The sequence below is a fragment of the Cupriavidus nantongensis genome (assembly GCF_041726985.1).
Lineage (GTDB): Bacteria > Pseudomonadota > Gammaproteobacteria > Burkholderiales > Burkholderiaceae > Cupriavidus > Cupriavidus nantongensis_A.
Genome location: NZ_CP168303.1, coordinates 404,988 through 418,997 on the forward strand (window position 1 = coordinate 404,988; position 14,010 = coordinate 418,997).

Consider the following 14,010-nt stretch of genomic DNA (forward strand, 5'->3'; position numbering starts at 1 on the left):
AAAAAGCCGGGAAATTCTGGCGGAAACCGTCAATGATAAAGGATGCCGGCCTCGCGCACCCCGGCCGTGAGACCCGGCAGCCCCCTGGCGACAGTGCCCGCCACACCACGGCCACGCCTGACGGAGTGGATCGGCATTCACTTGCGGTCGGGCGGGAATGTGGGCGGGCAGGCCGGCGTCGCACTTGCATCGGCCCGGGGTTACGCTTGCGCCATGTAGGACGGCGCCCGGTGGACGCCGGTCAAAACGACGTGTTACGGTTTCACGCGATGCCACAGCTACCGCTAATCGAACCCAATACCGCCCTGTTTCTCGACTTCGACGGCACGCTGGCCGACCTGGCCCCGCGGCCCGAACTGGTGCAGATCGAACCAGAACTGGTCGGCACGCTGCGCACGCTGTACCAGCGTCTGGACGGCGCGCTGGCCGTCATCTCCGGGCGGCCGATCCTCGAACTCGACCACTTCCTGCAGCCGCTGCAATTGCCCGCGGCCGGCATCCACGGCGCCGAATTCCGCACCGACGGCGGCATGGTGTCGAAGACCCACGCCCCCGGGCTCGAACCGCTGATTCCCCACCTGGAAGCGCTGGTGCGCGCCTACCCGGCGCTGCGGCTGGAGCGCAAGTCGGTCGCGGTCGCGATCCACTACCGGCAGGCACCCGAGCTGGCCGGCATCGTCGATGCCGCCGTCACTGACGTATTGCGCCATGCGGTCGGCCTGGAAGCGCTGCCGGGCAAGATGGTGGTCGAGATCAAGCCGGCCGGCGTCGACAAGGGCGATGCCATCGCGGCCTTCATGAAGACCGCGCCGTTTGCCGAGCGCGTGCCGCTCTTTGCCGGCGACGACATGACCGACGAGCCCGGCTTCGCCGCGGTGCGCAAGCTGGGCGGGCTGGGCGTGCTGGTGGGCCAGCGCGAGACCGTCGCCGCGGTGAGCGTGCCCGGCCCGGCGGCGCTGCGCAGCTGGCTGCACCGCTCGGCGCATGCGCTGGCGTCATCCGCAAGCGCCGGCGCACCGCGCGCCGTGCCCCACGAGGCCGGGCCAGGCCGCGGCCGGCGCCCCACGACATCGTAACGGAGAACCCGACGTGACCAACCCGAGCAGCCCGGCCGAGCTGGGCAAGCCGCCGACCGAGGGCGTGAATCGAACCGTCGACGGCGGCACGCGCTTCGCCAACCCGTCGCTGTCGCTTGGCATGATCGGCAACTGCGCCATCTCGGCGCTGGTCGATTGCCGCGGACGCATCGTCTGGTCCTGCCTGCCGCGCTTCGACGGCGACCCGGTGTTCAATGCGCTGCTGGACCCCAGCGAGAACGCCGGCCATTTCTCGATCGAGATCGAGGACTTCCATTCGTCGCGGCAGTGGTACGAGCCCAATACCGCGGTGCTGCGCACGCGATTGACGGACATCCACGGCAACTGCCTGGAGATCACCGACTTCGCCCCGCGCTTTTTCCGGCTTGGACGCTATTTCCGCCCGACCACGCTGATCCGCCGCATGCGCCCGGTGCGCGGCGCGCCGCGTGTGCGCGTGGTGGTGGCGCCGCGCTTCGAATGGGGCCGCAAGGCGCCGCAGATCACGCGCGGCAGCAGCCACGTGCGCTACATCGGCGACGACATGACGCTGCGCATGACCACCGACGCGCCGCTTGCCTACGTGCTGTCGCATACGCCGTTCCTGGTCACGCGCGGGCATAACTTCATCCTGGGCCCGGACGAGACCCTGGCGCACGGCGTGGAAGAGACCGCGCGCGATTTCGAGCAGGAGACCACCGCCTACTGGCGCCTGTGGAGCCGCCGGCTGGCGGTGCCGCGCGAATGGCAGGACGCGGTGATCCGCGCCGCCATCACGCTGAAGATGTCGCTGTACGAAGAGACCGGCGCCATCGTCGCGGCCATGACCACCAGCATTCCGGAAGCGCCGGGCAGCGGCCGCAACTGGGACTACCGCTTCTGCTGGCTGCGCGACGCGTTCTTTGTGGTGCGCGCGCTCAACAGCCTGTCTGAGGTCGGCACCATGGAGGACTACCTGCGCTGGCTGTCCAACGTGGTGATGCAGTCGCAGGACGGCCATATCCAGCCGTTGTACGGCATCGGCCTGGAGCGCGAGTTGCCCGAAAGCATGCTCGACCACCTGCCCGGCTACCGCGGCATGGGGCCGGTGCGCGTCGGCAACCAGGCGCAGGAGCACTTCCAGCATGACGTCTATGGCAACGTGGTGCTGGGCGCGGCGCAGGCCTTCCATGACCACCGGCTGCTGCATCGCGGCGGCGCCGCCGAATTCGGCCGGCTGGAAACCGTAGGCGAGCAGGCGGTGCGGGTGTTCGGCACGCCCGACGCCGGCATGTGGGAGCTGCGCACGCGGGCGCGCGTGCATACCTCGTCGGCATTGATGAGCTGGGCCGCCTGCGACCGGCTGGCCAAGATCGCCGAGAAGCTGGTGCTGCCCGAGCGCGCCGCGTACTGGCACAGCCACGCCCATCGCATGAAGGAGCAGATCCTGGCCGAGTCGTGGAGCGAGTCGCGCCAGGCCTTTGCCGAGAGCTTCGGTGGCCGCGAGCTCGACGCCAGCGTGCTGCTGATGGCCGAGGTCAACTTCATCGACCCGCGCGACCCGCGCTTCATCGCCACCGTCAAGGCGCTGGAGACTTCGCTGTGCGATGGCCCCTATATGCGCCGCTACGAGGCCCCGGACGATTTCGGCAAGCCCGAGACCGCGTTCAATATCTGCACCTTCTGGCGCATCGACGCGCTGGCGCGCATCGGCCGCCGCGACCAGGCGCGCGAAATCTTCGAGGCCATGCTGGCCGCGCGCAACCCGCTCGGGCTGCTGTCCGAGGATACCCATCCGGTGACCGGCGAGATGTGGGGCAATTTCCCGCAGACCTATTCGATGGTCGGCCTGATCAATGGCGCCATGCGGCTGTCGGCGCCGTGGGATACGGTGATCTGAGAGGCGACGCGCGAGCGGGAGGGCGGCACCCCGCGCGCGGCAGGCAGCGCCGGCACCAAGAACAAGGAACTGAAAAAGAACATCTATGCCAAGACTTGTAGCGGTATCCAATCGGGTTGCAGATCCACGCAACGTCGCCGCGGGCGGCCTGGCCGTCGCGCTGTCCGAGGCCCTGCGGCAGACCGGCGGCCTGTGGTTCGGCTGGAGCGGCAAGGCGCTGGAAACCGCCCAGGGTGGCACGCCCGGCGAAGGCGACCTGCACCTGCAGCAAGCCGGCAATGTCACGCTGGCCACCGTCGACCTGAGCCGCGAGGACCACGACGCCTATTACCTGGGCTACAGCAACGGCGTGCTGTGGCCGGTGTTCCACTACCGGCTCGACCTGGCGGATTTCGATTCCAACTTCCTCAACGGCTACCGGCGCGTGAACCAGCTGTTCGCGCGCAAGCTGGCGCCGCTGCTGCAGCCCGACGACATCATCTGGATCCACGACTACCACCTGATCCCGCTGGCGTCCGAGCTGCGCGCGATCGGCTGCGGGCAGAAGATCGGCTTCTTCCTGCACGTGCCGCTGCCACCGCCGCTGATCCTGGCCGCGATCCCGCAGCACGAGTGGCTGATGCGCGCGCTGTTTGCCTACGACCTGCTCGGCTTCCAGAGCCATGCCGATGTCGAGCATTTCTCGCGCTACGTGCAGGCCGAAGCGCAGGCCGAGCCGATGGGCGAGCACCGCTACCGCGCCTTCCACCGCACGGTGCGGGCGCAGGCGTTCCCGATCGGCATCGACGTCGACGAGTTCATGGAACTGGGCCGCGGCGAGGAAGCGCAGGAAACCTACGAGATGATGTGCGCGCAATATGCGCGCCGCCGGCTGCTGCTGGGCATCGACCGGCTCGACTATTCCAAGGGCCTGCCGCAGCGGCTCAAGGCGTTCTACCGGCTGCTGGCCGAGTACCCCGAGAACCGCTCGAGCGCAACGCTGGTGCAGATCGCCGCGCCCTCGCGCGAATCGGTCGACGCCTATGTCGACCTGCGCCGCGAGATGGAGCAGCTGAGCGGCTCGATCAACGGCGAGTTCGGTGAGCTCGACTGGATGCCGGTGCGCTATATCCACCGCACCACCGCGCGCAAGCGGCTGCCCGGGCTGTGCCGCGCCAGCCGCGTGGCGCTGGTGACGCCGCTGCGCGACGGCATGAACCTGGTGGCCAAGGAGTTCATCGCGGCGCAGGACCCGGAGGATCCGGGCGTGCTGGTGCTGTCGCGCTTTGCCGGCGCCGCCGAGCAGCTGCGCGAGGCGCTGCTGGTCAACCCCTACGACACACGCGCCACCGCGCAGGCGATCCAGCAGGCGCTGCACATGCCGCTGGCCGAGCGCCAGCAGCGCCACCAGAAACTGCTGGAGCGCATCCGCGCGCAGGATGTGCACTGGTGGAGCCGTGAATATCTGCGCGCATTGACCGAGACCGAAGGCGCATAGAGACGGCGCGTTGCGGTCGGGGAGCAAGACCATGAGCGAAGAAAACCTGGCAGCGCAATCGTGCACGCCTTGCCGCGGCGGCGTGCCGCCGCTGACGCCCGACGAGGCCGAGGCCCTGCTGCAGCAGGCGCCCGGCTGGGAACTGGCCGATGGCGCGACGCGGCTCGAACGGCGTTTCACCTTCGGCAATTTCGCGCAGGCGCTGGCCTTCGTGACCGGCGTCGGCCAGCTGGCCGAGGCGCAGGGGCATCATCCCGAGATCAGCTTCGGCTGGGGACATGCGACGGTGTCATGGCGCACGAAGAAGATCAAAGGGTTACACCGCAATGATTTCATCATGGCGGTGAAGACGAGCGAGATGGCCGAGGGGCAGCAGGGCGGCGGCTGAGGCCAACGCTGTTTGCACGACGGCGCGCGGCGTTAGCGTTTGAACCACCGCAAGCCGGACACCAGCAGCAGAGCGAAGCCCTGCCGTATGCGTGCGTCTCAGCGCAAATCCGCCGGCGTATCGATATCCCGGAACGCCCCCTCGTCCTCAGTCAGGATCCGCGTCACCGGCTTGTCCTTCAGCAGCGCGCGCGCGCCTTCGTCGCCGTCCAGCGCCAGCAGGGCGTCGCGCCAGGCCGCGCCAAAGCCCACCGGATGGCCGCGTTGCCCGTTGCGCCACGGCGCGGCGATGGTGTCGGGCGAGGTGATGGTCAGCGCTACCGCGCGGATCAGCTCCATCGGCAGCCACGGCATGTCGGCCAGCGCCACCACCCAGCCGCGCGCTTCCGGCGTCGCCGCGACGGCGGCGCGCAGCGCCGCGCCCATGCCGGCTTCGGCCTCGGGCGCCTCCAGTACGCGGCAGCCGCCCCGGCGCAATTCCTGGGCCAGCGCCGGGTTGCCGGGGCGGATCACGGCGATCGACTCCGGCAGGGCCGCCGCCAGCGTGCGCGCGCTGCGCCACGCCACCGTGCGGCCACCCGGCAGGACTTCAAGCAGCTTGTTGCGCTGGCCGGCGGCATCGAAGCGGCGGCCGAAGCCCGCGGCCAGCAGGATGCCGGTGGGCAGGTCGGTGCGGAGCAGGGGAGCGTTGGGGGCGGCGGTCATGGCGGCACTCGCGGGGTCGTCAGGCAGGATCGGGCGCCACGTCGCAGCTGCTGCCGGTGCTGGCCGCCATTTCGCGCGCGGCCTTGGCGCCTTCCACCTGCAGGATGTCGGGCAGCGACACATGGTTCTTGGCCGCGATCACCTCGGCCAGGATCGATATCGCGATCTCCGGCGGCGTGCGGCTGCCGATATAGATGCCCACCGGGCCGTGCAGCCGTGCCAGCTGCAGCTCGGTCAGGTCGAATTCCTTGAGCCGTTCGCGGCGCGCCTGGTTGTTGCGGCGCGAACCGAGCGCGCCAACATAGAAGGCGCGGGTGCGCAGCGCTTCCATCAACGCCAGGTCGTCCAGCTTGGGGTCGTGCGTCAGCGCAATCACCGCGCAGCGCTCGTCCAGCTTCATGTCGGTGACGGTGTCGTCCGGCATGGTGCGCACCATGGTGACGCCGGGGATGTCCCAGGTCTCGGTGTATTCCTCGCGCGGGTCGCACACGGTGACCTGGAAGCCCAGGCCGACGGCGATCTGGCACAGGTACTTGGACAGCTGTCCGGCGCCGATCACCAGCATGCGGTAGCGCGGGCCGTGGATGGTCAGCAGGGTCTTGCCGTCGAACGCCAGCCCGTCGGTGGCGCTGGCCGGGCCCAGCGTGGCCACGCCGGTGGCCATGTCCAGCGTGCGTGCGACCAGGCGGCCGTTCTCTACGGCATCGAGCAGTTCGGCAATGCCGCTGGCCGGCTTGAGCGGCTCGGCGACCAGCTCGATGGTGCCGCCGCACGGCAGGCCAAAGCGGTGCGCCTCCTCGGCGCTGATGCCGTACTTGATCGCCTCGGGCCGGTCCGAGGTGATGCCTTGCCGGCGCACGCGGTCGATGATGTCGTCCTCGATGCAGCCGCCCGAGACCGAGCCCACCACCAGGCCGTCGTCGCGCACCGCCAGCATCGCACCCTCGGGCCGGGGCGACGAGCCCCAGGTCCGCACTACCGTCACCAGCAGCACGCGATGGCCTTGCTGTTGCCACTGCACGCTGTTCTTCAGGACTTCGAGATCCACGCTGTCCATGATCGTTTCCGCTTCGCTTGTTCTGTCGGTTCGTTATCGGGGCTATCGCCGGCGGCTGCGGCGGGGGCGCCCTCGGCCGCTGGCGTGCTGTCTGTGGCGTCAGGGGTGACGGCCTCGGTGAAGCGCGCAAAGAAGGTATCAGCCATCTTGCGTGCCGCGGCGTCCACCAGCCGCGAGCCGATCTGGGCGATCTTGCCCCCCACCTGGGCGTTGACGGTATAGGTCAGGACAGTTTCATCCCCGTCTGGTTCCAACCGGACCTGGGCGCTGCCCTTGCCGAAGCCCGCCGCGCCACCCTGGCCGTCGAAACGGATGGTGTAGCTGTCGGGCGCCTGGATGTCTTCCAGCGCCATGCGACCCTTGAAGCGCGCCTTGACCGGGCCCACCGCGGCCGTCATGGCCAGCAGGTAGGCGTGGTCGCCGTCGGGCTCGATACTCTCACATCCGGGGATGCATTGCTTGAGCAGCTCGGTGTCGTTGAGCGCTTCCCATGCCACCTGCTGCGGGACCGGCAGGCGCTGGCTCTGGTTCATTTCCATGGCGGGGCTTCCTTGTAGGGCGTGGCGGTAGTGGCGGATCTGGCGGCCCGGGCGGGGCCGCCGTGGTCGGACAGCAGCGTCTCGAGCGCCAGCAGGCTGTCCAGGTTATGGGCCGGCCGCAGCGCGTCGACGTAAGGCAGGATGGCCTGCACGCCACGCGCCTGCGGCGTGAAGCCGGGGTAGCGCAGCAGGGGATTGAGCCAGACGATGCGGTGGGCAAAGCGGCGCAGCCGCGCCATCTCCTCGCCCAGCAGCTCGATCTGCTCGTGGTCCAGGCCGTCGGTGACCAGCAGCACGGTGGCGCGCCCGGACAGCGTGCGCCGCGCCCAGTGGCGGTTGAAGCTCGCCAGCGCGGCGCCGATGCGGGTGCCGCCGGCCCAGTCGCGCACCTGGCCGGTGATGACGGCGACGGCCTCGTCCGGGTCGCGTTCGCGCAGCGAGCGGGTGATATTGGTCAGCCGCGTGCCGAACAGGAACACCGCCAGCCGTTCGCGCGACTGCATCAGCGCGTGGCAGAAGTACAGCACCGCGCGCGAGTACTGGCTCATCGAGCCGGAAATGTCGAGCAGCAGCACCAGCGGCGGCTTGCGCTCGGCATGCTTGCGGAATTTCCAGCGCAGCCACTCGCCGTGCTGGCGCACCGCCAGGCGCGCGCTGGCGCGCAGGTCGGCGTGGGTGCCGCAGGTGGCGGCGCGAAGCCGGCGCGTGCGCTGCAGCGCCAGGCGGGCGCGGCGGGTGCGCACCAGGTGCTGCAGCGCGCGCCATTCCTGCGCGCTGAGGGTCTCGAAATCGCGCTGCGCCAGGCGTTCCTGGTCGGAGAAGGTCAGCGGCACGTGGACGCGTTCTGCTTCGGTCTGCGCCGCGCGCGATGGCATGTCTGGCTGGCGCGCGGCGAGCGCATCGGCCAGCCGGTTGCTGCGCTTGGGCGGCGGCGCGCCCGCGTCGACGCGCGGCAGCAGCAGCGCGCGCAGCTTGCCTTCCCAGTCGGGGTCGCGCCAGAACAGGTCGAAGGCCGCATCGAACAGCGGCCGCTGGTCGGGGCCGGACAGCACCAGCGCCGCCAGCGCGGCGCGCACCTCGTCGCGCTGGCCGATATCCACCACGCGCAGCGCGGCCAGCGCATCGACCGCGTGCGCCGGCGACAGCGCAAAGCCGCCGTCGCGCAGCAGCCGCATGAAGTGGGTGACGTTGCGCGCCAGGACCGGCAGTCCCGCTGGCGGACCGCCGCTGCGCGCGCCGGCGTGAAGCATTGGCACAGCTCAGGCTCCCGGCGTGGCGCCCGCCAGCAATTCCGCCACGGTGGGGCCGTCGACGCGCGCCAGGTCGTCCTGGTACTTGAGCAGCACGCCCAGCGTATCGCGCACCGATTGTGGATCGAGCTCGGTGGTGCCCAGTGCGGCCAGCGCGCGGCACCAGTCGATGGCCTCGGCGATGCCAGGCGCCTTGAACAGGTCGATGCCGCGCAGCCGGTGCACGAAATCGATCGCCTGCGCCTGCAGCGCGGCCGCAGCCTCGGGCGCCCGCGCCGCGACGATCTGCAGCTCGCGCTCGCGCTCCGGATAGCCAACCCATTGGTACAGGCAGCGGCGCTTGAGCGCGTCATGCACCTCGCGCGTGCGGTTGGAGGTGATCACGATCAGCGGCGGGCGCTCGGCACGGATCACGCCGATCTCCGGGATCGACACCTGGAATTCAGACAGGACTTCGAGCAGGAACGCTTCAAAGGGCTCGTCGGCGCGGTCGATCTCGTCGATCAGCAGCACGCGCGGCACGTCGGGCGCGGCGGGGTCGGGCAGCAACGCCTCCAGCAGCGGGCGCTTGAGCAGGTAGTCGTCGTGGTACAGCGATTGCGCCTCGGGCCGCTCGCCGCGCGCCTCGGCCAGGCGCAACGCCATGATTTGCCGCGGGTAGTCCCATTCATACAGCGCGCTGGCGGCATCGAGCCCCTCATAGCACTGCAGCCGCAGCAGCCGCGTGCCGAGCACGCCGGCCATGGCCTGCGCCAATGCGGTCTTGCCGACGCCGGGTTCGCCTTCGAGGAACAGCGGGCGTTGCATGCGCAGCGCGAGGTAGAGCACCGTCGCGGTTTCGCGGTCGGCGAAATATTGCTGGTGGGCGAGCCGGGCGAGGGTGTCGTCGATGGAGGTGGGGAGCATGGGCGTTCTGGTTTGCCGACGCGCCTGGCACGCCAGCGGTTTGCTCCCCTCTCCCGCTTGCGGGAGAGGGGAGACAACATGCGGCAATGGAGACGCACTAACCCTTCAGCGCCGCCTCCACCGCCCTTGCCGCCAGCACCGGAATCAGATGCGCCCGGTACTCCGCCGACCCATGCAGGTCGCTGTTCAGCCTCGATGCATCGACCTTCACCCCGCGCGCCGCCTGCGCGGTGAAATTCGCCGACAGCGCCTGCTCCAGCGGCTGGCAACGGAACACGCTGTCTGCCGCGCCCGTGACCGCGACGCGCACCGTGTTGCCGGTGCGCGCCACCAGCACGCCGACCAGCGCGAAGCGCGACGCCGGGTTCGCAAACTTGGCGTAGGCGGCCTGGTCCGGTATCGGGAAGCGCACCGCGGTGATCAGCTCGTCCGCTTCCAGCGCGGTCTCGTAGAGACCCTTGAAGAAGTCGTCGGCCGCGATGCTGCGGCGGTCGGTGACCACGGTCGCGCCCAGTCCCAGCACGCCGGCCGGGTAGTCCGCCGCCGGATCGTCATTGGCCAGCGCGCCGCCGATGGTGCCCATCGCGCGCACCTGGCGGTCGCCGATGCCGCCGGCCAGCGCCGCCAGCGCCGGGATGCGCTGGCGCACCTCGGCGTTGGCTTCGACGTCGGCATGGCGGGCGGCGGCACCGATGACGATCTCCTTGCCTTCGACGCGGATCTCGGCCATGCCGGGGATGCGCGCGACGTCGACCAGCGTCGACGGCGATGCCAGCCGCAGCTTCATCGCCGCCAGCAGGCTCTGGCCGCCGCCGAGGAACTTGGCGTCGAGATCGGCCTTGAGCTTGGCCACTGCCGCCTTGGCATCCGCGGCGCGTTCAAAGTTGAATGCGTACATGTCGGTTTCCTTTGAGGTGCGGTGGCTCAGGGTTGGGGCTGCGCGGCCTGGATCGCCTGCCACACGCGATGCGGCGTGGCGGGCATCTGCACGTCCTTCACGCCCAGCGGCGACAGCGCATCGACCAGCGCGTTGATGAACGCCGGCGGCGAGCCGATGGCGCCGGCCTCGCCGCAGCCCTTCACGCCCAGCGGGTTGTGCGTGCATGGCGTGCCGCTGGCGGTCTCGACGGTGAAGTCGGGCAGGTCGCCGGCGCGCGGCATGGCGTAGTCCATGTACGAGCCGGTCAGCAGCTGGCCGCTGTCGTTGTCGTAGACGCACTGCTCCAGCATGGCCTGGCCCAGCCCCTGGCCGATGCCGCCATGCACCTGGCCCTCGACGATCATCGGGTTGATGATGTTGCCGAAGTCGTCGACCGCGGTGAACTTGACCACCTGCGACGCGCCGGTGTCGGGGTCGACCTCCACCTCGCACACATAGGCGCCGGACGGGTAGGTGAAGTTGGTCGGGTCGTAGAACGCGTTTTCGTTCAGGCCCGGCTCCAGCTTGTCGAGCGGGTAGTTGTGCGGGACGTAGGCGCTCAGCGCGACCTCGCCAAAGGTCTTGGTGCGATCGGTGCCGGCCACGCGGAACACGCCGTTGCTGAACTCGATGTCGCTGTCCGATGCCTCCAGCAGGTGCGCGGCGATCTTCTTGGCCTTGGTCTCGATCTTGTCGAGCGCCTTGACGATGGCCGAGCCGCCCACCGCCAGCGAACGCGAGCCATAGGTGCCCATGCCGAACGGCACGCGCCCGGTGTCGCCGTGCACGATCTCGACCTGGTCGAGCTGCAGCCCGAGGCGATCCGCCACTACCTGCGCGAAGGTGGTCTCGTGCCCCTGGCCATGGCTGTGCGAGCCGGTGAACACCGTCACCGTGCCGGTCGGGTGCACGCGGATCTCGCCCACCTCGAACAGGCCCGCGCGCGCGCCGAGCGCGCCGGCGATGTTGGAAGGCGCCAGGCCGCAGGCTTCGATGTAGCAGGAATAACCGAGGCCGCGCAGCTTGCCGCGCTGCTTTGCCTCATCGCGCCGTGCCGGGAAGCCCTTGACGTCGGCCAGTTCCTGCGCGCGCGCCAGGCAGGGCTCGTAGTCGCCGGTGTCGTAGGTCAGGCCCACCGGGGTGGCGTACGGGAACTGGCGGATAAAGTTCTTGCGGCGCAGCTCGGCCGGATCGAGGTTCAGCTCGCGCGCGGCGGTTTCGACCAGGCGCTCGACCACGAAGGTCGCTTCGGGCCGCCCCGCGCCACGGTAGGCATCGACCGGCGCGGTGTTGGTGAACACCGCCTTGACCTCCGCGTAGATCGCCGGGGTGGCGTACTGGCCGGCCAGCAGCGTCGCATAGAGAATGGTCGGCACGCTGCTGGCAAAGGTCGACAGGTAGGCGCCCATATTGGCGACCGTATGCACCCGCAGCGCCAGGAACTTGCCGTCGGCGTCGAGCGCGAGCTCGGCCCGGGTCACGTGGTCGCGGCCATGCGCGTCGGTCAGGAAGGATTCGCTACGATCCGCGGTCCACTTGACCGGCCGGCCGACCTTTTTCGAGGCCCAGGTCAGCGCCACGTCCTCCGGGTACAGGAAGATCTTGGAGCCGAAGCCGCCGCCGACGTCGGGCGCGATGATGCGCAGCCGCGATTCCGGCAGCCCCAGCACGAACGCGCCCATCAGCAGACGCTCGACATGCGGGTTCTGGCTGGCGACGTAGACGGTGTAGCTGTCGTCCTGGCGCGCATAGCTGGCGTTGACCGCGCGCGGCTCGATCGCGTTGGGAATCAGCCGGTTGTTGACGATCTCCAGCGTGGTCACGTGCGCGGCTTTGGCGAAGGCGGCGTCGGTGGCGGCCTTGTCGCCATGGCCCCAGGTGTAGCAGGTGTTGGCCGGGACGTCGTCGTGCACCAGCGTCGATGCCGACGCGGCATCGGCGGCGCCGACCACGGGCGGCAGCTCTTCGTAGTCGACATCGATCTGCTCGGCGGCGTCGCGCGCCTGCTGCAGGGTCTCGGCGATTACCAGCGCCACCTGGTCGCCGACGTGACGCACCTTGTCGTGGGCGATCACCGGGTGCGGCGGCTCTTTCATCGGCGTGCCGTCGATGCTGTGGATCAGCCAGCCGCAGGGCAGGCCGCCGACCTTGTCGGCGGCGAGTTCGGCGCCGGTCAGCACGGCGATCACGCCGGGCGCGGACTCCGCCGCGCTCTTGTCGATGGCGCGGATGCGCGCGTGCGCATACGGCGAGCGCAGGAAGTACCCGTAGCTCTGCTGCGGCAGCACGATGTCGTCGGTGTACTGGCCGTTGCCGGTCAGGTAGCGATAGTCTTCCTTGCGCTTGACGGAGGCGCCCACCAGGCGCTGGTTTTCAGGTGCGTTCATGGCGGTCTCCCCTTTATTCAGCGCTGGCCGCGGCGCCCTGCATGCCCGCCTGGCCCTGTTGCACCGCGCGCACGATGTTGTGGTAGCCGGTGCAGCGGCACAGGTTGCCTTCCAGGTGCTTGCGGATGGTGGCGGCGTCGGCGTCGGGATGTTCCTGGACCAGTGCGGTCGCGCTCATCACCATGCCCGGCGTGCAGAAGCCGCATTGCAGCCCGTGGCATTCGCGGAAGGCCTCCTGCATCGGGTGCAGGCCGTTGCCGACCTTGTCCCCGGCCAGTCCTTCGATGGTGGTCACGGTGGCGCCGTCCGCCTGCAGCGCCAGCAGGTTGCACGACTTGACCGCGCGGCCGTCCAGGTGGACCGTGCAGGCGCCGCATTGCGCGGTGTCGCAGCCGACGTGGGTGCCGGTCAGGCGCAGCTGTTCGCGCAGGAACTGGACCAGGAGGGTGTTGGGTTCTACCTGCGCGTCAACGGGCTTGCCGTTGACCGTCAGGCGGATCGGAATCGCCATGCTTGTCTCCATGTGGGGTGGACGCGCATGACCAATACCCAGATCCCCAAAGCAAAGCGCGGGACTGGCCACGACGCGGTACTGCCGCTTAAGACGGCTATAGGACGGCTAATTCGTGATATTGGTGCTGCCGCTGCAACTGCTGTTGGTGCGCCAGCGAACCTTGCGGCCGGCGCATCGGCACGGCCGGCGAACGTTTGGCCCCGACAGGCTCTAACAGTTAATCACAAATCCCGCACAGGTGCCATGTGGTTTGCCCGCGCCCCGTTTGGGGCACGGCCCGCTAGAATGAGCCGCGCCACCGGCCCTGCCCCCTTACATGGAAGCCTTCTTCGATTGGCTGTTCGAAACCGTTGCCTTGCCCAAGGTAGGCCTGCCCGCGATCTTCGTGGTCAGCCTGGTGTCGGCCACCTTGCTGCCGCTCGGCTCCGAGCCCGCAGTGTTCGGCTACGTCAAGCTCAATCCGCAGATGTTCTGGCCGGCGATCCTGGTGGCCACCGCCGGCAATACCGTCGGCGGCGCGATCGACTGGTGGCTGGGCTACGCCGCCAAGCTGGCGCTGGTGCGCTACCACAAGCGGCGCCGCGCGCGCGAGCACGAGGCCGAGCACCTCGAGCACCGCGCCCACGCGCGCAAGCCGCCCAAGCCCAAGCTCGATGCCCGCTATTTCCGCTGGATGCGCCGCCTGGGCCCGCCCACGCTGCTGCTGTCGTGGCTGCCCGGTGTTGGTGATCCATTGTGCACTCTGGCGGGTTGGCTGCGGTTGTCGTTCTGGCCCAGCCTGGCCTGGATGGCGGTCGGCAAGTTCCTGCGCTACCTGGTCATGACCGCCGCGCTGATGTGGATTCCGGATACTTTCTGGCAGAACATTGCGCACACGGTGAAGGCCTGGTTCTGATTCCGGCGCCCGCCGGGCC

General features: G+C 69.4%; 13 protein-coding genes. 5 read left to right on the forward strand and 8 right to left on the reverse strand.

Going from position 1 to position 14,010, the window contains the following annotated elements:
* Positions 1-269: 269 nt before the first annotated feature.
* From otsB to ACEI37_RS12960, 4 genes are all read left to right on the forward strand, one after another.
* The gene (gene otsB / locus ACEI37_RS12945) at positions 270-1,076 is read left to right on the forward strand and encodes a trehalose-phosphatase (RefSeq protein ID WP_373379218.1); all 807 of its coding nucleotides are present in this window, start codon (positions 270-272) and stop codon (positions 1,074-1,076) included.
* Between the two features lie 13 nt (positions 1,077-1,089).
* On the forward strand, positions 1,090-2,955 hold the full coding sequence (locus ACEI37_RS12950; protein WP_373379219.1) for a glycoside hydrolase family 15 protein: 1,866 nt from the start codon (positions 1,090-1,092) through the stop codon (positions 2,953-2,955).
* A gap of 85 nt (positions 2,956-3,040) precedes the next feature.
* The gene (gene otsA, locus ACEI37_RS12955; RefSeq protein WP_018008747.1) at positions 3,041-4,432 is read left to right on the forward strand and encodes an alpha,alpha-trehalose-phosphate synthase (UDP-forming); all 1,392 of its coding nucleotides are present in this window, start codon (positions 3,041-3,043) and stop codon (positions 4,430-4,432) included.
* A gap of 31 nt (positions 4,433-4,463) precedes the next feature.
* Positions 4,464-4,820, forward strand: a complete 357-nt coding sequence (locus ACEI37_RS12960) for a 4a-hydroxytetrahydrobiopterin dehydratase (protein ID WP_373379220.1) — start codon at positions 4,464-4,466, stop codon at positions 4,818-4,820.
* Between the two features lie 98 nt (positions 4,821-4,918).
* Here the strand turns inward: ACEI37_RS12960 and ACEI37_RS12965 are convergent, their stop codons facing one another.
* The 8 genes from ACEI37_RS12965 to ACEI37_RS13000 form a co-directional block, all read right to left on the reverse strand.
* Positions 4,919-5,524, reverse strand: coding sequence for an NTP transferase domain-containing protein (locus ACEI37_RS12965; RefSeq protein ID WP_373379221.1), 606 nt, complete (start codon positions 5,522-5,524; stop codon positions 4,919-4,921).
* Between the two features lie 19 nt (positions 5,525-5,543).
* Positions 5,544-6,581 carry an XdhC family protein gene (locus ACEI37_RS12970; protein ID WP_373379222.1) on the reverse strand — a complete coding sequence of 346 codons (1,038 nt, stop codon included), beginning with the start codon at positions 6,579-6,581 and terminating at the stop codon, positions 5,544-5,546.
* Positions 6,554-7,120: a CoxG family protein gene (locus ACEI37_RS12975; RefSeq protein WP_373379223.1), complete on the reverse strand. Its 567-nt coding sequence runs from the start codon at positions 7,118-7,120 to the stop codon at positions 6,554-6,556. The genes ACEI37_RS12970 and ACEI37_RS12975 overlap by 28 nt, the downstream gene beginning before the upstream one ends.
* Complete coding sequence (locus ACEI37_RS12980) at positions 7,111-8,370, reverse strand: VWA domain-containing protein (RefSeq protein WP_373380253.1); 1,260 nt, start codon at positions 8,368-8,370, stop codon at positions 7,111-7,113. The genes ACEI37_RS12975 and ACEI37_RS12980 overlap by 10 nt, the downstream gene beginning before the upstream one ends.
* Before the next feature lie 9 nt (positions 8,371-8,379).
* On the reverse strand, positions 8,380-9,276 hold the full coding sequence (locus tag ACEI37_RS12985; RefSeq protein ID WP_373379224.1) for an AAA family ATPase: 897 nt from the start codon (positions 9,274-9,276) through the stop codon (positions 8,380-8,382).
* Between the two features lie 97 nt (positions 9,277-9,373).
* Positions 9,374-10,174, reverse strand: coding sequence for a xanthine dehydrogenase family protein subunit M (locus tag ACEI37_RS12990; protein WP_373379225.1), 801 nt, complete (start codon positions 10,172-10,174; stop codon positions 9,374-9,376).
* A gap of 26 nt (positions 10,175-10,200) precedes the next feature.
* Positions 10,201-12,582 (reverse strand): xanthine dehydrogenase family protein molybdopterin-binding subunit, encoded by a 2,382-nt coding sequence (locus ACEI37_RS12995; RefSeq protein ID WP_373379226.1) that lies wholly within the window; start codon positions 12,580-12,582, stop codon positions 10,201-10,203.
* Between the two features lie 13 nt (positions 12,583-12,595).
* Positions 12,596-13,093, reverse strand: coding sequence for a (2Fe-2S)-binding protein (locus ACEI37_RS13000; protein ID WP_373379227.1), 498 nt, complete (start codon positions 13,091-13,093; stop codon positions 12,596-12,598).
* A 319-nt stretch (positions 13,094-13,412) separates the two neighbouring features.
* On the opposite strand from ACEI37_RS13000, the gene ACEI37_RS13005 reads away from it, so the two are divergent.
* Positions 13,413-13,991 carry a YqaA family protein gene (locus ACEI37_RS13005; protein ID WP_373379228.1) on the forward strand — a complete coding sequence of 193 codons (579 nt, stop codon included), beginning with the start codon at positions 13,413-13,415 and terminating at the stop codon, positions 13,989-13,991.
* Positions 13,992-14,010 lie beyond the last annotated feature (19 nt).